The sequence below is a fragment of the Enterococcus sp. DIV1096b genome (genome assembly GCF_050498765.1).
GTDB lineage: Bacteria > Bacillota > Bacilli > Lactobacillales > Enterococcaceae > Enterococcus_D > Enterococcus_D entomosocium.
Genome location: NZ_JBMHEK010000001.1, coordinates 298,205 through 323,756, shown reverse-complemented (window position 1 = coordinate 323,756; position 25,552 = coordinate 298,205). Strand labels below are relative to the sequence as shown.

General features: G+C 44.7%; 24 protein-coding genes. 5 read left to right on the top strand and 19 right to left on the bottom strand.

Annotated features, from left to right (window positions below; all coding sequences use genetic code 11):
* Positions 1-85 precede the first annotated feature (85 nt).
* Both IGJ17_RS01565 and IGJ17_RS01560 read left to right on the top strand, forming a co-directional pair.
* Complete coding sequence (locus tag IGJ17_RS01565) at positions 86-940, top strand: helix-turn-helix domain-containing protein (RefSeq protein ID WP_429946975.1); 855 nt, start codon at positions 86-88, stop codon at positions 938-940.
* 105 nt (positions 941-1,045) lie between these two features.
* Entirely contained in the window at positions 1,046-1,585 is a 540-nt protein-coding gene (locus tag IGJ17_RS01560; RefSeq protein WP_061053646.1) for a biotin transporter BioY, read from the top strand.
* Positions 1,586-1,676: 91 nt separating this feature from the next.
* Here IGJ17_RS01560 and IGJ17_RS01555 read toward each other — a convergent pair whose 3' ends face one another.
* From IGJ17_RS01555 to IGJ17_RS01530, 6 genes are all read right to left on the bottom strand, one after another.
* Positions 1,677-2,243: a nucleotidyltransferase family protein gene (locus IGJ17_RS01555; protein ID WP_086316800.1), complete on the bottom strand. Its 567-nt coding sequence runs from the start codon at positions 2,241-2,243 to the stop codon at positions 1,677-1,679.
* Positions 2,244-2,273: 30 nt separating this feature from the next.
* The gene (locus IGJ17_RS01550) at positions 2,274-3,023 is read right to left on the bottom strand and encodes a 3-oxoacyl-ACP reductase (RefSeq protein WP_005232459.1); all 750 of its coding nucleotides are present in this window, start codon (positions 3,021-3,023) and stop codon (positions 2,274-2,276) included.
* Positions 3,020-3,241: a DUF2829 domain-containing protein gene (locus tag IGJ17_RS01545; protein WP_005227147.1), complete on the bottom strand. Its 222-nt coding sequence runs from the start codon at positions 3,239-3,241 to the stop codon at positions 3,020-3,022. The genes IGJ17_RS01550 and IGJ17_RS01545 overlap by 4 nt, the downstream gene beginning before the upstream one ends.
* Before the next feature lie 85 nt (positions 3,242-3,326).
* Complete coding sequence (locus tag IGJ17_RS01540; RefSeq protein ID WP_086316798.1) at positions 3,327-4,220, bottom strand: metallophosphoesterase; 894 nt, start codon at positions 4,218-4,220, stop codon at positions 3,327-3,329.
* 1 nt (position 4,221) lies between these two features.
* The gene (locus tag IGJ17_RS01535) at positions 4,222-4,599 is read right to left on the bottom strand and encodes an iron-sulfur cluster biosynthesis family protein (RefSeq protein WP_429946974.1); all 378 of its coding nucleotides are present in this window, start codon (positions 4,597-4,599) and stop codon (positions 4,222-4,224) included.
* Between the two features lie 15 nt (positions 4,600-4,614).
* Positions 4,615-5,184 (bottom strand): GNAT family N-acetyltransferase, encoded by a 570-nt coding sequence (locus IGJ17_RS01530; protein WP_422705458.1) that lies wholly within the window; start codon positions 5,182-5,184, stop codon positions 4,615-4,617.
* Positions 5,185-5,291: 107 nt separating this feature from the next.
* Here IGJ17_RS01530 and IGJ17_RS01525 point away from each other — a divergent pair, with 107 nt between their 5' ends.
* Both IGJ17_RS01525 and IGJ17_RS01520 read left to right on the top strand, forming a co-directional pair.
* The gene (locus IGJ17_RS01525; RefSeq protein WP_429946973.1) at positions 5,292-5,744 is read left to right on the top strand and encodes a YueI family protein; all 453 of its coding nucleotides are present in this window, start codon (positions 5,292-5,294) and stop codon (positions 5,742-5,744) included.
* A 14-nt stretch (positions 5,745-5,758) separates the two neighbouring features.
* On the top strand, positions 5,759-6,178 hold the full coding sequence (locus tag IGJ17_RS01520; protein ID WP_086316795.1) for a hypothetical protein: 420 nt from the start codon (positions 5,759-5,761) through the stop codon (positions 6,176-6,178).
* Positions 6,179-6,248: 70 nt separating this feature from the next.
* On the opposite strand, the gene gshAB is transcribed toward IGJ17_RS01520, so the two are convergent.
* On the bottom strand, positions 6,249-8,513 hold the full coding sequence (gshAB, locus tag IGJ17_RS01515) for a bifunctional glutamate--cysteine ligase GshA/glutathione synthetase GshB (RefSeq protein WP_086316794.1): 2,265 nt from the start codon (positions 8,511-8,513) through the stop codon (positions 6,249-6,251).
* A gap of 245 nt (positions 8,514-8,758) precedes the next feature.
* On the opposite strand from gshAB, the gene IGJ17_RS01510 reads away from it, so the two are divergent.
* Positions 8,759-9,127: a BlaI/MecI/CopY family transcriptional regulator gene (locus IGJ17_RS01510; protein WP_005227140.1), complete on the top strand. Its 369-nt coding sequence runs from the start codon at positions 8,759-8,761 to the stop codon at positions 9,125-9,127.
* A 282-nt stretch (positions 9,128-9,409) separates the two neighbouring features.
* Here the strand turns inward: IGJ17_RS01510 and ftsY are convergent, their stop codons facing one another.
* From ftsY to recG, 12 genes are all read right to left on the bottom strand, one after another.
* The gene (gene ftsY / locus IGJ17_RS01505) at positions 9,410-10,702 is read right to left on the bottom strand and encodes a signal recognition particle-docking protein FtsY (RefSeq protein WP_086316792.1); all 1,293 of its coding nucleotides are present in this window, start codon (positions 10,700-10,702) and stop codon (positions 9,410-9,412) included.
* Between the two features lies 1 nt (position 10,703).
* A complete protein-coding gene (locus tag IGJ17_RS01500) occupies positions 10,704-11,522 on the bottom strand; it encodes a Cof-type HAD-IIB family hydrolase (protein ID WP_016619609.1) in 819 nt (272 codons plus the stop codon).
* A 12-nt stretch (positions 11,523-11,534) separates the two neighbouring features.
* Entirely contained in the window at positions 11,535-15,113 is a 3,579-nt protein-coding gene (gene smc, locus IGJ17_RS01495) for a chromosome segregation protein SMC (RefSeq protein WP_429946971.1), read from the bottom strand.
* A gap of 15 nt (positions 15,114-15,128) precedes the next feature.
* Positions 15,129-15,821: a ribonuclease III gene (gene rnc, locus IGJ17_RS01490; RefSeq protein ID WP_005227136.1), complete on the bottom strand. Its 693-nt coding sequence runs from the start codon at positions 15,819-15,821 to the stop codon at positions 15,129-15,131.
* A gap of 213 nt (positions 15,822-16,034) precedes the next feature.
* Positions 16,035-17,819, bottom strand: a complete 1,785-nt coding sequence (locus IGJ17_RS01485; RefSeq protein ID WP_429946970.1) for an oligopeptide ABC transporter substrate-binding protein — start codon at positions 17,817-17,819, stop codon at positions 16,035-16,037.
* 16 nt (positions 17,820-17,835) lie between these two features.
* On the bottom strand, positions 17,836-18,705 hold the full coding sequence (locus IGJ17_RS01480; RefSeq protein WP_153883525.1) for an ABC transporter permease: 870 nt from the start codon (positions 18,703-18,705) through the stop codon (positions 17,836-17,838).
* A gap of 63 nt (positions 18,706-18,768) precedes the next feature.
* The gene (gene opp4B, locus IGJ17_RS01475; protein WP_005227132.1) at positions 18,769-19,725 is read right to left on the bottom strand and encodes an oligopeptide ABC transporter permease; all 957 of its coding nucleotides are present in this window, start codon (positions 19,723-19,725) and stop codon (positions 18,769-18,771) included.
* Positions 19,725-20,669: an ABC transporter ATP-binding protein gene (locus IGJ17_RS01470; RefSeq protein WP_005232492.1), complete on the bottom strand. Its 945-nt coding sequence runs from the start codon at positions 20,667-20,669 to the stop codon at positions 19,725-19,727. The genes opp4B and IGJ17_RS01470 overlap by 1 nt, the downstream gene beginning before the upstream one ends.
* Positions 20,670-21,677 (bottom strand): ABC transporter ATP-binding protein, encoded by a 1,008-nt coding sequence (locus tag IGJ17_RS01465; protein ID WP_005232494.1) that lies wholly within the window; start codon positions 21,675-21,677, stop codon positions 20,670-20,672.
* 322 nt (positions 21,678-21,999) lie between these two features.
* Positions 22,000-22,242, bottom strand: coding sequence for an acyl carrier protein (gene acpP / locus IGJ17_RS01460; RefSeq protein ID WP_005227129.1), 243 nt, complete (start codon positions 22,240-22,242; stop codon positions 22,000-22,002).
* Between the two features lie 110 nt (positions 22,243-22,352).
* On the bottom strand, positions 22,353-23,372 hold the full coding sequence (gene plsX / locus IGJ17_RS01455; RefSeq protein ID WP_005232496.1) for a phosphate acyltransferase PlsX: 1,020 nt from the start codon (positions 23,370-23,372) through the stop codon (positions 22,353-22,355).
* A gap of 45 nt (positions 23,373-23,417) precedes the next feature.
* Positions 23,418-25,484, bottom strand: a complete 2,067-nt coding sequence (gene recG, locus IGJ17_RS01450; protein ID WP_254904959.1) for an ATP-dependent DNA helicase RecG — start codon at positions 25,482-25,484, stop codon at positions 23,418-23,420.
* Positions 25,485-25,552: the final 68 nt, after the last annotated feature.

The following is a 25,552-nucleotide window of genomic DNA, read 5'->3' as shown; positions in this document are numbered from 1 at the left end:
AGGCAAATGCCGACTCAATCACAGCTTGATTGCGTTTTCACCTTTTGAGAAACTATACTTAGAGCATGAAAGGGGGAATTCATTTATGAGTGAATTCAACATGAGAAAAATTGGTCAGCAGATCGCTACCAAACGCAAAGAAAAAAATCTGACCCAAAGCAACTTGGCAGACCAATTACTTGTCAGCTATCAAGCGGTCAGTAATTGGGAGCGGGGCAACTCACTGCCGGACATTGAAAAATTGCCGCAGCTAGCGGCGATTTTAGGCCTATCGATCGATGAGATGTTAGGGAAGCCAGCAGCTGCGGTTCAACATTATCAAGCAGGAACCGCGCAGCCAAAAGAAATCGCCGAACTAGCTCCGCTGATCAAACCGCAAGAACTATCGGCACTGATTCAAGAAGAACCGTTTCAAGAATCTTCTTTAGACCTAGACTTATTGCCTAGACTAGCACCTCATTTGAATAGTGCTGACTTGCAGCACTTGCTTAATGGCGTCGAAAATATCCCAGAAGATGTCATGGAAGAACTCTTGCCGTTTTTGAAAAAGCCCCAAATAGAAGAGATCCTTAAAGGCAACCACTATTCCATGGCTTTTTGGGAAGAGGCGGCGCCCTTTTTAACCCCCAACTTTTTGGCGGAAGAAATCAAAGGCTGGCTTGAAACCCCTGACTTTCGCTTTTCTGAGATTGAAGAACTGCTTCCCTTTTTACCTGCACCGTATCTGGATGAACTCCTGCTGACGGCCCTGGAACAGCCAAACGTTACCGCATCAGAACGCTTGTCTTATGATGAAATCGAAGAACTGCTGCCGTTTCTGACAGAAGCAACGATCTGCCATCTCGTTCAAGCACTGCCCTTCTCAACAGATGAATTGGAAGAAATCGCCCCTTTCCTCTCCTCAAAGAACTTACTTGTCCTATTAAAAAAAGGACACTAAAAAAACAAGATTCTTCTTTACTTTTGGTAAACCACCGCTTATAATTTCGTTAACCAAATAAATCTTTTTTAGGTTAACGAAATTATTACTAGAGAGAAGGATTCGATGAAATTATCATTACGTGAACAAATCCATGCCGCATTATTTGCGATCATTATTGCTGGTCTTTCCCAATTGACGATTCCGTTCGGTTTGATCCCATTGACAGGACAAACCTTTGCGATTGGACTGGCGGTGACTTTCCTCGGCACGCGAACAGGAACGATGGCGATCATCATCTACTTGCTGTTAGGATTGATCGGTTTGCCCGTTTTCGCTGGTTTTTCCAGCGGTATCGGTGTTTTGTTAGGACCAACCGGAGGCTATTTAGTCGGCTTCCTCTTTAACGGATTGCTTACTGGATTGGTCGTAGAAAAAACGGCGTTTCGCTACACAGGAGCAGTGATTGGCAATATTGTCGGTGCGCTGGCAACTTTGTTGTTTGGTACATTATGGCTGAAATGGAGCACTGGCATGGCATGGCCGGCTGCTTTTAACGGTGGTTTTGTTTTGTTTATTATCCCCGGGATCATCAAAGCCGTTGCCGCAGCTTATCTAGGTATCTTTTTAAGAAACCGCTTGGCGCAACGACTGGCTTTGCGTTAATAAAAAACACTCGCGTCATATGCAGCGATTCCCATCAGTTAGCTTTTTCGTCTAACTTTTGGAAATCGCCACATCACGCGAGTGTTCTTTTTTAGTTGTCGATCTCTTCAATCAACAACTGCGGCCAAACTTTCTGCCACTGCTTCATCGCTTGGCGTTGTCGGTAAACCGCAAGGTACTGGTCATTTTGGGCGAAATGCGGTGTTGGACGCACCCGAAAACTGCAAACATCCTGCCAACCGAAAGGCGCCATCAATTCAATCTCGCCTTGTTTCATTCGTGCCGCCACCGCTGTACAACGCTCTGGAAACTTCGTTAAAGCATCGAAGGTACTTGTATAAGTGGGTTCCTCGGCAAAGTTGTGCTGGTGCATCAATGCTTGATTTCGAACCTCCCAAGGAAATTCGGGAAACGAACGGCGCAGTTGCGCTTCGATCGCTGCTGTTTCTTCTACGCTTACAGTCGGATCATAAAACACGACATCAATATCGGTTATCGGCACCTCCGCTATTTTTCCGCTGAGAAAACCCCATAAATAATTCCGCAGGTACCCGGCACACAGCCAGCAATCCGGCAGCTGTAACGCTTCAATGATCGTAAGCAGTTGTCGACATTCACGATTTTTTGCAAACAAGTTCTGGATCGCTTGTTCCTTCATTGGCGTCCTCCTCTAATGGGCTCAGGCTAGTTATTTCAAGGTCCAACCACCGTCGATGGGCACGATCGCCCCCTGCAAGTAACTAGCTTGCGGGCTGGCAAGAAAAAGGGTCAGCGCTGCAACTTCTTCTGGTTGCGCCCAACGCTTGACCGGCGTCTCCTCTGCCACCCATTGCGCCATTTTTCCGTCACCGGCAAAATCAGCCGCATTCATCGGCGTTTGAATCGCACCTGGCGCGATGCCCTTCACCGAGATCCCTTGATCTGCAACATCCAACGCCAACTGTTTGGTAAACCCGACGATCGCGTGTTTTGCGGTTGTATAAGCGATCCCACCTCCACCTGCGACCATTCCAGCGATCGACGCCATATTAATGATCGTTCCGCCACCATTGGCTTGCATCAGCGGCAAAATTTCTTTCGTTAAATAAAACATGCTGGAGACATTGGTTTGAAATATCTCCTCCCACTCCATTGATGTCGTCTCAGCGATCGTATGATAGCCATCTAGTTTCCCGGCTGTATTCAACAAGATCGTCATGCCACCAAAGTGTGTAACACAAGCTTGGACCGCTGCAAGACAATTTTCTTCCACCGCTAAATCGCAACACGTGCCGAAAAAGCGGGGCTGGGCTAAAAGCGTATCAGGAAACGATTGGCAGTCAACCCCAAATACTTGAGCGCCTTCTGCAAGAAACGCCTCTGCTTGCGCTCTGCCGATGCCTGAAGCAGCTCCTGTGACAAACACAATCGTTTTGTCATCGATCCACGATGCTGTCATTCCACGATTTTCCAATCTTCCGCAAGAATGTCGCAAACAGTCGGTGCGAAACTCGAGAATCCCTCATCTGCTGTTTTGATCAAAAAGTAAGGGGTGACTGGGGCATTGTCGTACACTTCGCCTTCAACGAATGTCACATAAAGTTCAAAACCGCCCCAACCTTCACGGATGATTTTTTTTCCGGCTTTTAATTCTGGTAAGATTTCTTCAAATGTCATAATTTTTCTCCTTTGTGTTTTTCTTCTAATGGTTTAAATTGCTTGGAAATTCAATTACGAAAACAAGCAGGACTCGGTTGCTGCGCTAATACGGCAGTAGTGTGATCGCTTGCGCCAATTCTTCTAAAAGATGCGTCGTTTTATAGTCCTCAAATGCCTCATGATGGTTTCGCAGCAGCGTCCGAACTTTCGTTGGCGAATATGCTTCTGCTAAGTGATTTTCCATAACGAACCGGCGGGTCAACTGCCATTCATAATAGTAGCCGAAGGGGCGGCAATAGTAGCTGGTTCCCGCAAGTTCTTTTTTCTCAAAGCGTCGATGGGTATGCCCAAAGACAACTGCCCGAACATTGGCGTAGCGGTCGATCACTGCGCCAAAATCGGGCGACCCTAAAAACGCATTTAGGTGGTTCCAGCGGGCATACTTGCCGGTCTGACGAACAATAAACGCTTCTTGGGGCACAAAATGGGTAGAAAGAAGAATTTCTTGGTCTTGCGGCAAACGGGCCAATGTTTCCGCTAAACGCTCATTAATGGCTTGACTGATTTCCTTATCCGATCCCTTTCGCTGAATCATGCGGTCATACCAAAACAAATTTTTCAGCCGCAAGATCTCAGATTCACTGGTCAGATCAGAATATTGGTAGTCATACCAGCCATTGATTCCCAACAGCAGTGTTTTTTCTGATAAGCGATACGTCTGAAAATTAAGAAAGGCGGGATCATCGAAAGCCTCGATCTCTTGTTCCGTCAAGTCCACCATTTCATGATTGCCCCAGTGAAAGGTCGTTGGCACCTGTCGACTTTGAAAAAATGCGACCACGTCTAATAGCCGTTGCTTTTTATTCGCCACATCTCCTGCCAGATGCAGATGGGTCACCTGATTTTGCTGCAAATAATCAGCGATCAGCTTCAGATGGGGGTCGAATAATTGGTTGATATCGACGTGCAAGTCGCTAATAACCGCCAGCGTGCCCATATCAGTGGCCTGCCGTCTGCTTTTCGATCCGTAACAATTGGACATCGTTAGCTAAGATCCCGCTATTTCCAATCAATTGCAACCGTTGATAGGTCGGTTCCACCTGCAACCGGGTCTGTTCTTCTAAATACACCTGTGCCCCTTGCTTCAACCAAATCGTGCCTAATGGTGTCGTTAAAGGGATGTCGTAGATCGCCAATCCTTCTTCTGGATAGCTTTGCGGCACGATAATCAGGCGAAAATGGATGTCCAAACGGCAGGTGATCTCCGTTGCGGGAAACGGACCGACGCCGTCTTCAAAATCCAAATAGAGACGATCGTCTGGCTGCACATAAGGGGTTATTTTTTCAATTGCTGCTGGCTCAATGTTCAGTTCCATGACGAGAGCCCTCCTTTACATAATACGTTTTTTCCATTCCTCAAGGGTGATGCCGCGCGTGACTTCATCGATGATTTCTTCACCCGATTTGCGGGCAGCTGGGATCGTTGCTTCCAATTTCATCCCAATTTTCTCCATGACCCGTCCAGACTTGGGATTTCGGGCATCATGTCGAGCAAAAATCCGAATCAATTCGAGTGTTTCAAAACCAAAATGCAGCAGTGTCATTGCCGCTTCTGGCATGATCCCTTGCCCCCAGTAATCGCGACTTAATGTATAACCAAGCTCAGCGATCTCTTTTTCAGATTCCACCCGTAAATCGATGGTCCCGATCATTTTGCCTGAGTCTTTTTCTTCGATCGCAAATTTTCCTAAGGGTGCAGCAACAAAATACTCGGCGATGCGCAGTTTTGTTTCTTCAACCGACCCATGTCTAGCAAAGACGAAGGCTGTCGTTTCTTCATCATTTGCATAGGCAAACATGTCCGCTGCATCCGCCAAGGAAACGGGGCGCAAGAGCAGCCTCGGTGTCTCCAACCGCTGATTTTCTGCTAATAATAGCAAATGTCGTTCTTTTGTTGTCATAGGATCCCTACTTTCTATCAAAACTCTCTCACGATCGCACCCCTCTTTTGCTATTTACTGGATATGCTATAATAAACATAAGTAAACGCTTTGAGGAGGATACTTCAATGTCAGACGAATTAGAAAAACGCCTTGATACAGGAATGTATGGGACGCCTCGCGTCAACCCAGATGAACAGCGCAAGTATTTAGGCACGTTTCGTGAACGGTGTTATCTTAGTATGACAGTAACAGAAATGAAGAAGAAGGACAACCAGAAAACGCTCTTAAACGCCTTACCAGATTATCAAGGAGCACTCGTGCTGCTCAACGGAAAATTGCCAGAATCGATCCAGACCGATTACATCACTTTACTGACCAAACAACAGATGGAATTTCGGATCGTCTCCGATGCCCAAGATGCCGATCCAGACAGTATTGGCTTGCTGATTGCCGGGAAAGAAGCCGTCAATCAAGACGTCATCGATATCGAAAAAAAATTCCCTGCAGCTGCCGCTCCATCGGATAAAGAGCAGGAACAACCAGAGAAAATGTCATTTTGGAAACGACTTTTCCATTAAAAGGAGGAACTATCATGGAACAATCAACACCGCCCTACCTTTCATTAAAGAAAGAACTGCTTGATGCTTTGGATCTGCATATCGATTTGTTGAAAACGGCCCCTACGATCGAATCCAGCCATCTAGATGGCGTATTGTTCATGATGCGCAGCTTGGGTTTTATGCTGGATCGCGCTCCGAAAGTGCTCCTGCTGGAGGATAAGAATGAAATGAACTTTATGATGTTTCAATATTATAGCCTCCTGTCAGAACTGAAGTACAATCTGGTTTTAAACTTTCCCTATGCCTCGATTCAAGGCGTACCGTTATTGACCTTGATCCAACGTTTTCCTACCACGTATGAAAAAGAAATGAAACAATGGTGGGAAGCCCGAACGGGTCTCAAGGTGGAAGAAACAAAACAAACGATTGAGATTGCTGCTTTTGAAGCCTAATAAAAAGACTGCACACTTTCGAAGGGAATCACCTTCCAAAGTGTGCAGTTCTTTGCTCTCTATGCTTCCATCAGCTCTCGAAGACTTCAGGGAACAACAGGCGTAAAACAGACATAGTTAAGCGTCGGCCTTTCCCGCTGTATGGATAAACGTGCATATGCATCGCTGGGTTGAAATTGGCTTCAATGATTCCATAAGCCCCCGGTTCATTGGCTGGCTTGGTTTTATCTGGAATAATCAGATCGATTCCGCTGATAGACGCTTGTAATGCGGCGACCGCATCGACTGCTACTTGTTTGTAGTCATCGTTGAAGTCATCCGTTACATCGATAGAATCACCGCCAGTACTGATATTCGAGTTTTCTCGCAAATAAACGATCTGCCCCTCTTCTGGCACTGAATCCACTTGATACCCTTGCTCTTTTAACATCAGTTGTTCCAGTTCCCCTAATTGGATCAACTCTAATGGAGTCCGATGATGGGTGCCGCGCAATGGATCGAGATTTTTCTCTGCGACGAGTTCCGTGATCGTGCGCTTGCCGTCACCCACGACATTGGCTGGGATACGTAATAAAATCGCATCGACTCGCCCATCGATCACGAAGAACCGATATTCCGTCCCTGATAAAAAGGTCTCAACGAGGATCGAATCATCTTCCGCAAAGGCAATGGCGACCGCCGCTTGATAATCCTCTAAAGAGGCACCTTCTTTGAAAATCGAGATACCGATCCCATAGTTGGTGGTTTTCGGTTTTACCACAAACCCGTTGTGGGCGATCTGCGGATAAAACGCGATTGCTTCTTCTGCCGAAGCGAATTCAGCGCCACCTGGTACATGAAAGCCATTTTCGGCTAAGATTTTTTTAGTGACCGTTTTATTCGCCATGATCAATGGGACGATGTACTGATCCTTACTGGTCATATTGGCATTTTTAATATATTCGATGTGGTCTTTCACGGCTAATTTCAAGAACTGATCCGTTTCATCCAGTACCGTCACTTCGATACCTTTTTGGATCGCATCGAACAAGAGAATCTGGGTCGACAATTCCATTGCTCGAAAACCAGCCAATTGATACGGTTTTTCCCAAGCAGCATGATGATACTTTTGTCCCAGCAATGTTGCTGTCTGCGCTTGGCTGGTTGCTTGACTCGCTGAGAAAAGACGTCCAGCGAAGGTTCTTTCTGGTTCAGCCAGCATCTCAGAAAGCTGATCCAAAAATGGCGGATGCGGCAGCTCAAGGGCTTGGGCAAAGTCCATCATTTCAGCAATCAGTGCTTGCGCTTCTTGCTGATAAGTCAATCGTGCAAGTGGGTGTTCTAATGCGACCTGATCATTTTTCTGATTGCCTTCTTCGATCCACGTATCGGCATCGCTGCCTTCTTCTTTTGTACTTAAAAACAATAAGAAGAAATGTAAGAACGCGACTTGCTCTTTGGAAATGCCATAGCGGGCAAAGGGATCGATATCGATATTTCTTAACTCAATATAACGGATACCAGCTGAGGCTAGATCTGCGACCCGTTTTCCCCCACGTAAACGCACTGGCGCATAAAATTCTTTTTCTTCTGAAAGCTTTCCTGTCTCCACTAAGTTGGCAATATCCGCAAGATAGGTCTCTAACGAAGCATAAGATACCTTGACGTCTTCGTGATTCGTGTAGCCATAACGGCTATTGCGAATACTGCGGACTGGTTCTTGCGGTCCGTTTTCTGTCGTAAAATAATTGGCTTCTGATGCAGGGGTCGCCCCAAAGAAATACGTCAAAAACCAGCGATAATGCAAATAATTGCGAGTTACTTTCAAATAAAGCGCCGTTTTAAAGGCTTGATAGCTTTCCTTCGTTTCAGATAAAGCATACAGTTGCTGCAAAAAGTCTTCCGCAAATTCAAAATTGAAATGTATCCCACTGACCATTTGCTTACGGCGACCATAAGTTTTGGCCAAATAGCGGCGGTAGAGCACATCTTCAAATTGGTCTAATTTAGCAATGACGATGTCTTCTTCTTTTTCTGGTAAAGCCGGTGGCATACTCAAAGGCCAGAGCATTTCTTCTGCTGCCATTGAACGATATGCCACATCGTGGATGGCCCCTAAGAAACGGAACAATTCATCCACTGAATCCGCGACCGGCGTGATCAGTTCCAGTTGATTTTCCGCAAAATCCGTTTGGATATAGGGATGGAAGCGCCGATTGCCCAGCGCTTTCGGATGATCGGTTCCCGCGAACGTCCCATCGAGCCGCACCCGTTGCGCTTCACGCTCAATCCCATAGCGTCCTTTCAATAAATAGGGAAAAAGCTCTTTATGTGATAACAATGTTTTTATTTTCATTCGACTGCCCTCTATGTTCTTCTACTATTTTTTTCTTATATTCTGTTTCTTTCCATCTATTATAGTGAAAAATGGTGAAAAATGCAGAAATTTGCTCCTCACTTGTAATATCTCTTACTAAAATTACCAAGAATTTATAAAATACTTGAATAAATTTGATATTTACCTTCAAAATAAAGTATACTGCTTATAGAACAGTAAATTATTATGTCCATATTACTCTTTTTTGAAAGGAAGAATAGTGAATGAAGCCACTTAATCTTACCAAACGCGAACGTCAAATCATGAATATCTTCTGGAATTCAGACAAACCTCTTTCTGCAAATGACATTGCTGTCCAACAGCAAGATCTAAGCAAGAATACCATTCAAGCAGTCGTACGTAAACTAAAAAACCACGACTTATTGAAAGTAGCAGATATCGGCTACAGCGGTACTGTTTTGACTCGGTTGTATTCTCCGAATGTGACCCAAGAAGACTTCTTAGCAGCAGAATTGTCTGATCAATCTTTATTGAATTTGATTACGAACTTTATCGAAACCAATAAAGATATCGATACGTTGAACAACTTGGAAAAAATGATCACTGAGCGCCAAGGGGAACTTAAGAAATAATCTTTCCCCCTCGTTCAACTCGTTGTATTCTGCCTGATACTTCCCAAAGTTTTTAGACAGCGCAGAAGAAAACGAATCGTTCAAACTGCTTTTCCTGATTTTTGGCAAAGTCGTGCATCGCTGTACCCACATTTGCCACGCCAAGTGTTCTCAGCTTTCCGTCACAAGTCAAGCTCATGGAAAGAGACGACGACCCGTTTTCTCTTCCCTTTGATCTCACAAAAGCAACAATAAAGGAGAGCCATGTGCAGGTATTTGACCTGACACAGGGCTCTTCTTTTTTTATTCTTTGATCAAGCCTTTGAATAAGCCGACGACAAATTCATTTGGATCAAATGGTTCTAAATCGTTGATGCCTTCTCCAAGTCCCACTAATTTGACTGGCAGCCGCAGCTCGTTACGGATCGCCAAGACGATCCCTCCTTTAGCTGTGCCATCAAGTTTGGTTAAGACGAGGCCAGAAACATCCGTCGTCTCTTTAAACTGTTTTGCTTGATTCATGGCATTTTGCCCCGTTGTTGCATCCAACACGAGCAAGACTTCATGAGGGGCCGTTGGGTCCACTCGCTGAATGATCCGTTTGATTTTTTCTAATTCGTTCATCAAATTGACTTTGTTTTGCAAACGACCAGCTGTATCTACTAATAAAACGTCAGCATTTTCTCGTTTTGCGCGCTCCATCGCATCAAACACAACCGCTGCTGGATCGCCTCCTGCATTGCCACGAACGACTTCAACCCCAGCCCGTTCACCCCAGACCACTAATTGATCGATGGCACCGGCACGGAAAGTATCCGCTGCAGCCAATAAGACTTTCTTGCCTTCGGCTTTGAATTGATGGGCTAATTTCCCGATGCTGGTGGTTTTCCCAACACCGTTCACGCCAACAAATAAAATGACGGTCAACCCCGGTTGCATGTTCAACTCGTTGACTTCACCGACACCCGCTTCCCCATATAGGTCAACCAGTTTTTCGATGATGACATTTTGGACATCTGCCGTTTTCTTCACATTACGCAATTTGACTTCTTGTCTCAATGCATCCGCGATCTTCATCGCCGCATCAAAGCCGACGTCTGCGCCGATCAGCGTTTCTTCCACTTCTTCGAAGAAGTCTTCGTCCACCGTACGGAAGTTGGCAAACAATTCGTTCATCCGTTGCCCAAAGGTTTTCCGTGATTTCGTCAATCCTTTGGTGTATTTGTCCTGCACACTTTCCGTCTCTGGCGCTGCTTGAAGGATTGGTTCAGAAGCTGGTACTTCCTCTGATGGTGTATCCTTAGCCACTTCAACTGGAACACTTGGTGCTTCTTCTACTTTATTCGCTACCGTTGCTTCTTGCTGTGGAAAAGTTTCCGCAGTTTCTTGCTCTGCCTCCAAATCACTGGAGTCGGCGGCGTCTGCAGGTGCCACTGGTTCTGAAGCTTCATGTTCAGCAGGAGTTTGTGCTGGCTGTCTTTCTTCTGAACGCTGTGCCTCTGGTGAGTCAGCATCGACTATCGGTTTGTCGATTTCTTGCTCTGCTTCTTTGGTTTCTCCAATCAGCGCTTTTTTGATTTTGTCAAAAAATCCCATCTTACGCACCTCCTTTTAAGACATATTCTTCAATCACTGCTGCCACACCGTCTTCTTGGTTTGAAAGGGTGACAACGTCAGCCGCTTCTTTAATGATTGGCACGGCATTGGCCATCGCTACGCCAATCCCTGCATAGCGAATCATCGGCAAGTCATTTTCTTCATCACCGATCGCCATCACTTCTTCTTGCTTGATCCCTAAATCTTGCGCCAATAGGCTGATACCATAGGCTTTGGTGATTCCTTTAGGCATAAATTCCAACAGGTTATTCCGGCTTTTGATGATTTCATATTTCTCGCGGATCTCTGAGGAAATCTCAGGGATCTTAGGATCCAAAACTTCCTGATGGTAGGCGATCACCGCTTTATTATAGAGCATCGATTCATCCAGATCAGCTACGGCAAAAGGACGACAATCCAATAAAGGATTCAAGGAGCCATAAATCGATGGATGCGCTGCTGAAGTCGGCAAACTCAAGACGATCTCTTCTGATACCACGTCTAGAGGCAAATTTAAGTCTTCCGCCACTGAAACCAATTCATGGATATCTGCCAGCTGCATCGCTGCTTTTTCAATGATCTCGCCAGTCTCATTTTTTTGAACCAAACCGCCGTTAAAGGTGATACTGTAGTCGCCGGGTTCTTTCAGCGATAATTCTTCTAAATAGGGACGGATCGCCCGCAACGGACGTCCGGTACAAATAACGATTTTCACGCCTTGTGCTTTAGCACGAGCAAGTACCTCTTTGTTGCGAGGAGTCACTTCTTTTTTGTCATTCAATAACGTTCCGTCTAAATCGATCGCAATCAGTTTAATCATACCATTCCTCCTCTATGCTTGATCTGCTGCAAAACTACCGCCTTCACGCACTTCTTCTAAGCGCACGGACACGGTCTTCGACACTCCGGACTCTTGCATGGTCACACCATACAACACATCTGCGGCTTCCATCGTTCCTTTGCGGTGGGTCACGACGATAAACTGCGTATCATTTTGGAAAGCACTCAAGTAATGACCGAAACGAGAGACATTGGCCTCATCCAATGCTGCTTCCACTTCGTCAAGCACACAAAACGGTACTGGACGAACTTGAATAATGGAAAACAATAACGCAATCGCAGTCAGCGCCCGTTCGCCCCCTGATAGCAAGCTGAGGTTTTGCAATTTCTTGCCCGGTGGTTGGGCTTCAATCTCGATCCCAGTGTTCAATAAATCTTTCGGATCTGTTAAGACTAATTCCGCATGACCGCCGCCAAACATATTAGGAAATACTTGTTTGAATTGCAGACGGATCGCATCGAAGACTTCGCCGAAACGGGTTTTGACTTCTTCATCCATTTCAGACATCGTATCAAACAGCTGTGCTTTAGCCGACAGCAGATCATCTCGCTGACTCGTTAAGAACAAATGCCGTTGATTGACTTGTTCATATTGTTCGATCGCATTTAAATTGACTGGACCAATTTGCTCGATCGCATGTTTTAGTTCCTGAATGTCGATTTTGGCTTGTTCTGCATCCTCGATTTCAGGGAAATCTTGCGCGGCCTTTTCAAAGGTGAGATTGTATTCTTCTTGTAAATACAACAAACGATTGTCCATCACCAATTCTGCGCGATTTTTTTCGATCTCAACTTCAGTTTTTTCTGACAGCTTTTCTTTTTGCGTTAAGTTTTCAGCACTCAGGGATTCGTCTAATGCGCCGATTTCTTGTTGAACCACTTGCCGTTGTTCACGAATCACCGTCAATTCCGCTGTTACCTGCTGCTTGGTTTTTGTGAATGCTTCAATTCGCTGAAGAATGTTTTCTTCTGAAAACTCATGATCGCTGACGTTACTTGTCAAGGCAGCTAACTGCCGTTCTAAGGAGTGCTGACGCGCTTCGTTTTCTTCCAATGCTTGATTCGTAGCGGCAATTTTTTGCTGCAAATGCGCCACTTGTTCTTTTTGAACGGCGAAAGCTGCCTGCAAGCGCGCACTTTCTTGTGCTAAGGTTTGGCGTTTTTCCTCGATCAAGTCTTCTTCGGCATTCATTTGATGAATATCTTGATCGATTTTCGCCAATTGCGCCGCAATATTCTTTTGCTGTTCTTCCAAACTCGTCTTCTTCTCATCATATTCTTCAAAGAAGGCTTGCACTTCGCGATGTTCAAAATCAAACACTTGCTGCTCTTGCTTCAAGCGGCTCAGGTCATTCTCAAGATTTTGTAAGCGGCTTTGCAGCTCATGCTCCGTCATACGAGCCTGTTCCCCTTGCGTCCGCAATTCTTCTAGTGCTGCTTGTGCTTCTTTGGTCGCTGCTTCAAAATGCTGGACTTGCTTTTCCGTTTTTAAAAGCCGCTCATCCAGTTGCGCCGCTTGTGCCGTCAATTGTTGCAGCTCATTGCTTTGGCTAAACAAACTACCGGCATTTTTCTTCGTTGCGCCACCCGTCATGGAACCGCCAGCATTCATGACATCCCCTTCTAAAGAAACGACCCGATAGCTATAGTTCAATGCCCGTGCTAACGCATTGGCACTTTGCAAGTCTTCGGCAATCAAGATACTACCTAACAAGTTATCCGTAATGGTTTGAACGTGTTCAGACGACTGTACCAATTCGCTGGCAACACCGATAAAGCCAGACACTTGCTTGGCTTGATTGCGGGCATAATCTGGCAAATGACGGGCTTTGATGGTCGTCAACGGTAAGAAAGTGGCACGACCGCCGCGATTTTCTTTCAAATACGTGATGGCTGACCGTGCATCTCGTTCATTTTTAACGACGACATGCTGTGCAGCGGCGCCTAGTGCGGTCTCGATCGCCACGGTATAGTCTTGTGGCACATCGATCAACTCCGCTACTGCGCCAACGATGCCGCTGATTTGCTGTTTGTTTTTCAAAATCAAGCGAACGCCTTGATAGAAGCCGCTATAATTTTCTTGAATGTCTTGCAGACTGCGCTGTTTCGCTCGTACCTGCTGCACTTGACTCATTAACTGATACATTTTCTTTTGTTCTTCATCAAAGCGTTTTTTGTTGGTCTGAGCTTTTTCTTGAAGATGGATGTATTGCTTGCGTTGTTCTTCTAAAATCACCTTAGCCTGCGTTAGCTGTTCTTCCACGATTTGCGCTTCCGTCGTCTTTTCTTTCAACGACGTATTCATTTGCGTCTGCTTGCTCAACGCCGTTTGATTTTTCGCGGCTTCTTGCTGGTATTGACGCTCCAAGTATTTCAATTCGTTTCCGATCGTTGCCTGCTCTTGCATGGCTTCGACATATTGGCTACGCAATTCTTCAATGATTTCTTTTGCTGAACGTTGGTACTTTTCCCGCTCTTGCTGACACGCCAGCATCGCTGCTTCAACTTCCTGCACACTCCGATTCTTTTGTGAAAGCAAGCCAATCAGTTCCGCTTTTTCTTCATTTAAAAGCGTGACCCGTTCCGTTACTTCCTCTAAGGTTTCTTGGTATTCCGCAGAGCTTTTTTGCGTATGTTTTGATCGTTCATCCAAGACTTCTTTTTGTCCTTCAGCTTGCTTCAGTCCTTCGGTGACCTCTAAAAGCTGCTGATTCAAACGCTCCAACGTTTCATCAAAGGCGGTACGTTGTTGCCGCAAAGAATGTAGCGACAGTTCCCCTTGGTTGATCTTTTCGGAAATCTGCGCCAGTTCTTGGTTAAAGGTACTCAGTTGAGCTTTGGCTGTCTCCCACGCTTCTTTTGCTTTCGTGATCTCTAAGACCGCATAGGCCACATCAACCGTCGTCAATTTTTCTTTTAACGCTAAAAAGCGATTGGCTGCGTCACTTTGGGCTGCCAAAGGCACCAACTGATCTTCTAGTTCATAAATGATATCTTGTAGACGGCTTAAATTGTCTTCCGTTTCAAACAACTTTTGCTCGGCTTTCTTTTTCCGCTGTTTGTACTTCAATACCCCCGCCGCTTCTTCAAAAATCCCACGACGGTCTTCTGGTTTGCTGCTGAAAATTGCTTCTACCTTGCCTTGGGAAATGATCGAAAATGATTCTTTCCCCAACCCAGAATCCATGAATAACTCTTGGATGTCCTTTAAGCGGCAAGCTTGTTTATTTAAGAAAAAGTCGCTTTCGCCGGTTCTTCTCAAGCGGCGAGTCACGCTGATCTCACTGTAATCCATCGGTAAGTAATGATCGCTATTGTCTAAAACGATCGTCACTTCCGCTATATTTAGCGCTCTGCGGGTGTCAGAACCTGCAAAAATAACATCAGGCATTTTGCCACCACGTAGATTTTTGGCAGATTGTTCTCCTAAAACCCAACGAATCGCTTCGGTAATATTGCTCTTGCCGCTGCCATTTGGTCCGACGACTGCAGTCACACGATGTTCGAAATCAATGACTGTGCGGTCGGCAAAGGATTTAAAGCCGGCAATCTCTATTCGTTTTAAATACACTCCGCCAGTCCTCTCTTACTGTTCAAGATCCGCCAAGGCATTCGCCGCGGCGTCCTGTTCTGATAATTTCTTCGATTTTCCTTGTCCTTTTCCGATCAAGGTATCATCGCAATAGACTTCCGTCCAAAAAATCCGTTCATGGGCGGGGCCTGCTTCTTTGATCAAACGATAGTTGATGGAAACATCGCCGCCACGTTGCAAGACTTCTTGCAAGCGGGTCTTGTGATCCATCTCATGGGAAAAAGCACCTGCTTTTACTTTTGGAAAAACAACTTTCGTCAAAAAGCCGCTGACACTTTCCAGTCCTTGGTCCAAGTATAACGCACCTAAAAAGGCTTCAAATAGATCACAAAGCAAAGAAGGTCGTTTACGACCGCCAGAGTTTTCTTCCCCTTTGCCTAGACGAATGTATTCATCGAATCGGCAATCTTTGGCAAACATGGATAAACTGTCTTCGCGAACGATTGCCGCCCGTAGCTTCGTCAGCTTACCTTCGGGCAGATCTGGCAATTCACGATACAAATACCGTGAAACGATCAACTCTAAGACAGCATCGCCCAAAAACTCTAAACGTTCGTTATCTGACAAGTGCAAGTTGCGGTGCTCATTCACATAAGATGAATGCGTAAACGCTTGTTCAAGCAGATCTACATCATGGAACACAATATCAAACTTTTCTTTTAGTTCTTTCGTTAATTGTGTATTCATTTGTCACATTCCTTCATTAGTTTATCGACACTTCCCTATTATACTGGTTTTTGCCGAATTATGAAATGTTTCCTCCAAATTCTTGGAAAGACCGTAATAAAATTTTATCTACTTATTCTTCTCCTGTATAAAAAAAGCCTGTTTTCCTCAGATACCTGCAAAAAAACAAGAAAAAAGACGTCCCAGAAAGGACGCCTTTTCAACGATCATTGATTAACGAGATTCAGCTGTAACTGAAACTGTTGCCCATGTGTTATGGTCTGCATCATATGCCCATGTAAAGTCTTTCACGCGATTTGAAATTGGTAAAACTTCATTACGATAAAGTGTTGGGATTACGAATGCTTCATCTGCAGCATATTCTTGCCATGCATCAAATGCTTCTTTACGTTTTGTTTCGTCAAATGAATCTTTTGAATCGATTGCTTCTAATAGCTTCGTGTTTTCTTCAGATTCAAAACGAGTGTAGTTGAATGCTGAGTTTGGTCCATAAAGGCCAGTTGGAGAAGGATCTGATCCAGTTCCCCATGCACCTTGGTAAACATCAACTTCAGGATCATCATTTTTCAGCTTGTCATAGAATGCTTGGAAGTCAATCAAACGACCAGTTGTGTACTGTACATCAAGGCCGATTTCATTCCATTGTTGAATGTAGTAATCTGCTAATGGTTGTGCTGTTTCGCCACCTGACATTGAAGCAAAGTTGATGGTTAATTTCTCACCATTTTTGTCTTCACGCATGCCATCACCATCGACATCTTTATAACCAGCATCATCAAGTAATTGATTTGCTTTGTCGATGTTTAATGTGTAGCCTTCTACTTCGGTGTTGTGCAATGTGCCGAATACTGGTGGGATCAATGTCGTTGCATTTGTACGCAAGCCATTATAGAAACGACTTCCGACAGCATCATTATCTAATGCATAGCCCATTGCTTGACGCAATGATTTATCCGCCATTTTTGAATCAGGATCGTAATTAACTTTTCCTTCTTCATCATTCCAAGTCCCCAATTTAAAGCCGATATAAGTATAGGCTTGTTCAGGACGACCTAAGATTTGGTAACCATCAGTATCTTTGTAGGTTGGGTACGTATCTGTTGGCATTGACAATGCAATATCATATTGTTTCGCATTCAAAGCTTCTACGATTGAAGAAGTTGGAACAGCTTTAAATGATAATTTATCCATTTTAGGAGCGCCGCCATAGTAGTACTCATTTGGTACATACTCAACAGATTCTCCTGCAACAATATTTGACATTACATATGGACCAAAGACGATTGGTGTTTTACGAACAGGATCGCTTGATTCCATGTCTTTGACTTCAATTCCTTCAAAGGCGTGTTTTGGTAATGCTGAAGACCAAATACCGCCACCTGCTTGCATCATACCAGGATGAACTTCTTTGTATTGAATTTTAACAACTTTGTCACTTTCTTTGGTGATACCAGAAATTGTATCAGATTTGCCATCATGATAATCTTCCATACCAACAATGTTAGTAAAGTTATTATCGTAACGGATACCTGTATAATCTTTATGACCGATTACTTCATAAGAGAAGATCACGTCATCTGCCGTTACATCTTCACCGTCAGACCATTTCAAGTTGTCCCGCAATGTGATTGTTGCTGTGTTGTTCTCTTCGTCTAATTCAAGATTAGCCGCACCACCATCAACGATTCGGAAATCGGCGTCTGTTAAGAACAAACTTTCATTACTTGGTTGCATAAATTGGAAATCATAGTTATCTTGATAAAATTCTGTTTGGAACAACCCTTGGAACTGCGTATCCATCACTACTGCAACGTCCAATGTTCCGCCTTCGATTGCATCCTCGTCATTGTTGACTTCTGTTGGCATTGAGCTGATATCTTCTGTTTCTGTCGCTGCATTGCCGCCACCAGAAGAATCGGTTCCGCCGCCGTTGCTGCCACAAGCTGCCAATGCTAACACTGACAAAAGAGTGACCATACCAAAAATATTTTTCTTCATCCTGTATCCTCCTTGTTTATCCTAGTCGTTGACGCGCATCCGCTGAACGCTTAAATGCTTGACCAACGTAATTGATACTCAACATCAAGACTAAAATTAGAATTGATGCGGGTAACCAGATCCACTGTCTGTTGACCAGCACATCACCGCTGCTGGCATATCCGATCAGTGTTCCCAAACTTGGAACATTGGTCGGCAGACCAAAACCTAAGAATGTTAGTGTCGTTTCAATACCGATATTCGCTGCAAAGTTCATTGTTAAGTTGGTGATGATCAATGAGCTAAGGTTCGGCATGATTTCGCGGAACATGATGACAAAGTCATTGGTTCCGAGGGTTTTCGATGCACTAACATAGTCGCGACGGCCTTCTGAAAGGGTCTTACTTCGGAAGAGCCTTGCTTTTCCGACCCAGTAAAAGGCACTCATGACCCATATAAAGGTCCAAACGTTATAACGAGGTACGATCGATACGATAACGATAATGATCAACATGATCGGCAAAATCATAACGAAGTCAACGATACGCATCAAAATGTTATCAATGATGCCGCCGTAGTAACCTGAGATGATCCCTAATCCGACCCCAACGATCGACGTAATGATCGTGATTGAAAAACCAATCAAGATTGAGTTACGCGCACCGATGATCAATTGTCCCCAAACATCACGGCCACCTTCATCCGCCCCTAAAAGGTAGGTGCCGCCGTTTGGCGAAATCGCGCCAGGTACAGCATATTTATCAAGGATGCTGACACGCATCACTTGTGATTGATCGATAACTGCCGAGCCGATAAACACGAATAATAAAACTGCGACTAACAAAACTAATGAAAAAATCGCCATTTTATCTTTTAAGAATTCGCGAAAAATCATTTTCAATCCCATAGGCGGGATGCTCTCTTGTTTTAGTACTTTTTCTTTCTTTTCAGACACATTTATCCCCTCCTATTACTGGATTCTGATTCTTGGATCGACAATACTCATGATGATATCTGACAGCAGCGTACCGATCAAGGTCGCTAGTCCTAAGATCAATGTCAGTGAAGTGATCACGGCATAGTCCCGTTGGACGATACTATCGATAAACAGTTTTCCGACACCTGGGTAGGCGAAGATTTTCTCAATGACCACAGAACCTGCGATCAATGACGTGATCTCGTAGCCCATTTGTGATGCGATCGGCAACGATGCATTCCGGAAAACGTGACGTGAGAAGACTTTGTTCGTTGGTACCCCTTTTGAACGAGCGGTACGAACGAAATCCAATGATTTCGAATCAATGACTTCACTTCGCAAGTATTGGATCGTCACTGCTGTTCCTAATAATGCAGAAGTGATTGCCGGTAATAGTAGGTGATACAAGCGACTCCAAAACTCAGCCATGCCGCTGACCCCCGGTGCAACGGAACCACCCGTTGGGAACCAAGCCAATCGGTAACCGAAGATGAACAATGCGATCAACGCAAAGATAAACAACGGTACGGCGAAACTGAAGAAGTTGTAAACAACGACGACTTTATCAAGCAATGAATTTTGGTAACGTCCTGCCCACATCCCTAAAGGAATGGCAATCACGTAAGTCAAAATGACCGTCAATAAGGATAACCACAATGTATTGCTGATACGTCCTGCTAATAATGTTGAAACAGGCAATTTAAAGATGAAGCTTTGTCCAAAGTCCCCTTTTAAGGCATTTCCGATCCAGCGGAAATACTGGGTATACCATGGGTCATTCAAACCAGCGGCTTCACGCATCCGCTCAATAACAGCTGGATCTTGGTTTGGATTGATCAAACCAGTAAATGGATCCCCAGGCATTGCTTGTGCGATCAAGAAAATCAAGATACTCAAAATAATGACTTGTGGGATCATCAACAACAAACGACGTAGAATTGTTTTCCACATTATTCAGCACCCCCGTTTTTCAATGCGACTTGGTGCGACTCGGTGATTTTACGCAAGTCATACACTCTGCCAGATTCGTCGTAGTAATCTTTTTGATGGGTCACATATTCCAACTCGACCTTGCGGCGGTTTTCTTTGTGAGCATCGCGATTTTTTACGTCGATTTGAGGAATCGCTGATAATAAACGTTTTGTATAGATGTGACGCGGGTCTTGGTAGATATCTTCCCGTGTCCCGATCTCAACGAAGCGGCCTTTGTACATGATGGCGATATTGTCGCACATATGTTTTACGACCCCTAAGTCATGAGAGATAAATAAGAAACTTAAGCCGAATTCTTGCTGGATCCGTTTCATAAAGTTCAGTACCTGTGCTTGCACGGATAAGTCAAGAGCTGAAACCGGCTCATCGGCGACGATCAGTTTTGGATTGGAAGCTACCGCACGGGCAACCCCTAACCGTTGACGTTGTCCGCCAGAGAATTCATGAGGATATTTGTATAGGGCATCTTCTGGCATCCCAACGATATCCAACAAACTTTTCACACGTGTTTTCTCTTCTTGATCGCTTAAGCGTTCAAAGTTGCGCAATGGTTCTGCGATAATGTCCACCACACGTTTTTTAGGATTCAAGCTAGACATTGAATCTTGGAAAATCATTTGGACATCTTTGTTGTAGTTCATTTTCTTGCGGACAGAACGTTTAGTCACGTCTTGCCCATCATAAATGATTTCGCCGCTAGTGATTTTTTCTAACCCAACGATAGCTTTCCCAGTTGTGGATTTACCAGAACCAGACTCACCAACCAATCCGTAGGTTTTTCCTTTTTCAATGACGAAGTCCACACCATCAACGGCGTACACGTGATCCGTGACGCGGTTGAAGAATCCGCTGCGAATAGGATAGTGGACTTTCAGATCTTTGATTGTAATTAATTCTGTCATCTACACTTCTCCTTCTTCGTCTCTAAAATGAAAATGCTTGTAGCATGTGCAACGGACCAAATGATCAGGTGCTACTTCATGCAAGACTGGGTTTGCTTCGTGGTCGCTTTCAGGGATCCAAGGAATCCGTGCAGCAAACCGACAACCAGTCCGAGGCATATTTTTCAAGGAAGGAACCACCCCTTCGATCACATGCAGTTCACTGTCTTGAGAATTTTCTTGAGGGATCGAGTTAAGCAATGAGCGGGTGTATGGATGTTTCGGATTGGCAAACAACTCTTCGGCTGATGCGACTTCCACAAACTGTCCCCCATACATTACGGCTACTCGGTCGGCCATCTCTGCTACGACACCTAAATCGTGGGTGATCAAAATGATCCCCGTTTGCGTTTCTTCTTGCAAATCTTTTAGTAGATCAAGGATCTGTGCTTGGATCGTCACGTCCAACGCTGTCGTTGGCTCATCCGCAATGATGATTGGCGGTTTACAAGCAATCGCGATCGCGATGATGACCCGCTGACGCATCCCACCAGACAATTCATGAGGGTATTGACGTCCTACACGTGGCGGATTTGGAATCCCAACTTGTTCTAATAATTCTAATGCTCGTGCTTGGCGCTGTTCGGCATTCATATCTGTATGATAAGACAAACCTTCTTTGATTTGGTCTTCGATCCGCATCAACGGATTCAGTGCAGACAACGGATCTTGGAAAATCATCCCAATATCATTTCCGCGAATTTTGTTGTATAACGTTTCATTTAAGTTTGACAAGTTTAAATCTTTATATAAGATTTCCCCAGTGATTTTCGTGTTGTTTGGGTCATGTAGCCCCATGATCGTTGTAGCCAACGTACTTTTTCCGCAACCAGATTCTCCTACGATTGCTAAGATCTCATTACGATCCAGTGTAAAAGAAATACCATCTACTGCGTCATAGTAATCGTCTTTGATACGAAAACCTGTGTGAAGGTTTTGAACATCTAGTAATTGATTATCTCTGGACAATCGAATACCCCTCTCTACTTTCTAAGATGTCTTGCGTTTTAATGTAAAAAAGAAGGAACATGCATTTCATTTCCAAAAGCTTTCTTAACATTGTATAATATATTCTTAATAATTATATAGAAATGCTAACAATAATGCAAGTCCCAGAAAACTTAATACACTGAATTTTCAGAAAATTTACATTACGCTTCCAACGCCGTCATGTCAGGTTTAACGATCGTTTTTTTGATTTCGATTCTAAAGAAAAGCCGCCCAAATCACAGCGGATCAATTATGAGAAAGAAAGAGCTAAGTCATCTAGGACTTAGCTCTTATGTCTGTCTTAAGCAAGATGGCTTGAAATATAATCAACCGCTCCACCGACTGTTTCGATCTGCTCGGCATCTTCATCAGAAATCTCGGTACCAAATTCATCTTCTAGTTCAAGGACGAATTCCATCACACTGATCGAATCAGCGTTCAAGTCGTCTTTAATGCTCATCGTATCCGTTACGTTCTCTGCGTCAATTTCAAAATGATTGGCGATCACGACCGCAACTTTCTTGAATACTTCATCTCGTGTCAACTGGCTTCACCTCCACGCGTTTGCACAAAACATAGAATGGCTAACAAACATTGTACTGCTTTCTATGCTTTTTGTCTAGATTTTTTTGCAATTTCATTACAATGATTGCATTATGATTGCGTTTCGTCTTTTGCAGCCGGCATTTCTTCAAAGTGGGCGACCAATTGTGCCACGACATCTGTTGCTAGCATCGTATGGATCTGCTTGATGGTGTACGCTACCGCTTCTGGTCCTGTCGCACCATGGGTTTTGATGACTGGTGCTTTCAAACCAAACAATACGGCCCCGCCATGTTTCGCATAATCCATTTCATTTTTCACTTTCCGCAATGCATCTTTCAGTAACAATGCGCCTAATTTTCCTTTGGTACCTGAATCAAGAATCGATTGTTTCAACAACGCCATCAAGTTCAAGGCGGTTCCTTCGATCGATTTCAAAACAGCGTTCCCAGTAAAGCCATCTGTCACGACGACGTCAGCTGCACCATCCAGTAATTCCCGGGCTTCGACATTGCCGATAAAGTGGATCGTAGGATCCGCTGACAGCAGTTCAAAGGCTTTTTTCGTTAATTCACTACCTTTGGTTTCTTCCGTTCCGTTATTTAACAAGCCGACCCGTGGTCGATTGATCCCACGAACTTTTTGGGCGTAAAAGGATCCTAAGACGGCATAGTTTGCCAAATGTTCTGGTTTATTGTCGGCATTGGCACCTAGATCCAGCATATCAAAGCCAGCATCTTTGCCGATCACTGGCATTGTGGACATCAATCCTGGACGATCGATTCCTTTGATCCGACCGACGATAAACAAACCAGCCGCTAACAAGGCACCGGTATTTCCAGCTGAAAAAATCGCATCTGCTTCGCCATTTTTCACTGCTTGTGCCGCTAAGACCATTGAAGCGGTTTTTTTCCGTCTGATTGCTTTGACGGGTTCGTCATCACTATTGATTTTTTCATCTGTGTGGATGATTGTGACATTTTTATCATCCGTCATGTATTTTTTGATTTCATTTTCTTTTCCGTAAAGGAGGAATTCAATCTCTGGAAAGTCTTTTTTCGCCAGCATGACTCCTTCTACGATCGCTTTTGGGGCGTTGTCTCCGCCCATTGCATCAACAGCAATCCGCATCTCGCTGCCACTCCCTTCATTTTCCCAATCAGTATAGCATATTCTTTAATCAAAAAATTGTTTGTCTGCTTTTTTTGCTGCCAAATAGTTCGCCAATGCCGAAAATTCTGGCAACAGCTGCCAGCTGTTTTTTTGCCAAAGCTGGGTAGCTTCGACTTGTGCCACTTCTAGAATATGGGCATCCGCGACCAAATCGGCAGCCGCAAACTCTGGCAAGCCCGATTGTCGATTGCCGAAGACTTCTCCTGGCCCCCGCAACTGCAGGTCTTTTTCGCTGACTACAAAGCCGTTGGTGGTTTCTGTCATGATTTTCATTCGTTCGACCCCCGTCTCATTTTTCGGGTTCGCGATCAAAATACAGTAAGAAGCATCGGCGCCGCGTCCTACCCGTCCACGTAATTGGTGGAGCTGGGCTAATCCGAAACGATCAGCATCGATGATCAGCATCACTGTCGCATTGGGAACATTGACCCCTACTTCGATGACCGTCGTGGAAACCAAGATCTGCAGTTGATTTTCTTTGAATGCTTCCATAATAGTGTCTTTTTCTTGATTCTTCATTTTCCCGTGCAACATCCCTACTTGATAGGTTGGGGAAAAATAACTTTGCAGCTGCTCATAAATCTCCGTGGCATTCTTGACATCCAGCATTTCGGATTCTTCGATCAAAGGACAGATGACATACATCTGATGCCCCTGTGCCAATTCTTTTTGCGCCCACTCTAAGATCGATTCAAACTGCGGTGGCCGGACCCAGCGAGTCTCTACAGGAATCCGTCCTGCCGGCATTTCATCGATCACCGAAACATCCATTTCGCCATAGGCGGTGATCGCTAGTGTACGTGGGATCGGTGTGGCGGTCATAAAGAGCACATCAGGCAGATAGCCTTTTTCCCTTAATACTTTTCGCTGATTGACCCCAAAACGGTGTTGTTCATCGGTGATGACTAAGCCAAGATGTGCAAAGTCTACCCCTTCTTGAATCAGTGCATGGGTCCCAACGATGATGTCGATCTCCCCGGCTGCTAATTGTTCTAAGATGACCCGCCGTTCTTTTGGTTTGGTCGAGCCTGTCAAAAGAGCGGTGGTCACTTCTAAGGGGTCAAAGAGTTGATTCAAGCTTTCTAGGTGCTGTTGGGCCAAAATTTCAGTCGGCACCATCAGTGCGCCCTGAAAGCCAGCCGTCATCGTAGCATAGAGGGCGATCGCCGCAACGACTGTTTTCCCGCTCCCTACATCTCCTTGTAAGAGCCGCTGCATGTGCTGCGGACTTTTCAGGTCATGGCAGATTTCATTGGTCACGCGCTTTTGCGCATTCGTCAATTCAAAGGGCAGTTTACGAGTAAATTCTTTCAAGCGTTGCACATCATAATCGATCGCCAAGCCGTTTTTCTCGGCTTTTTCGCTTTTCTTCAGTCCTTGGATCTGCATTTGGAACAAAAAAAACTCTTCAAAAATCACCCGACGCTTCGCTTGATGGCTCTCTTGGGGATCTTTGGGAAAATGCATTGCAAACATCGCGGATTTTCGATCCAACAACCGATATTTTTCGATCAATGACAAAGGCAAGATCTCCGTGATCTGATCACCAAAATCAAGGAATGCCTGTTTGATCAGTTCGATCAACACACTTTGACGCACGGCTTTATTGACATGATAAATTGGGGCAAAGTCTTCTGCGCTCTTGCTGCCGAGAATTTTCATTCCCGTCAGTCCTTTGCGTTTGGCGTCCCATTTGCCATAGACGGCGATCTCTTCTGAGACCTCTACTTTGTCCTTCAAATAAGGCTGATTGAAAAAGGAGACATTAAAGACATCGTGGTCTTGCATCATGCGAAATTGCAACCGACTTTTCTTGTAACCAAAGCGATTGACGACCGGTGGGGAAACGACGATCCCCTTGATCGTTACTTTTTCTTGGTCTTGAATCTCCGCTAATTGCCGTTCTTGAATGTCTTCATAACGAAACGGGTAATACTTTAGCAGGTCTTCGATGGTTTCGATTCCTAAACTCGCCAAGTCTTGGGCGCGTTTTTCTCCGACACCCTTTAATACCGTAAGTGGCTGATTCAGCATAGGTACCCTCCTTTTCCAAAAGTGATTTTGATTCATTGCAGGGGTTCCTGCATTCATAGAAAAAGACGGAGCCAAAAATCATCTACGATTTTTGCCCCCGCCGC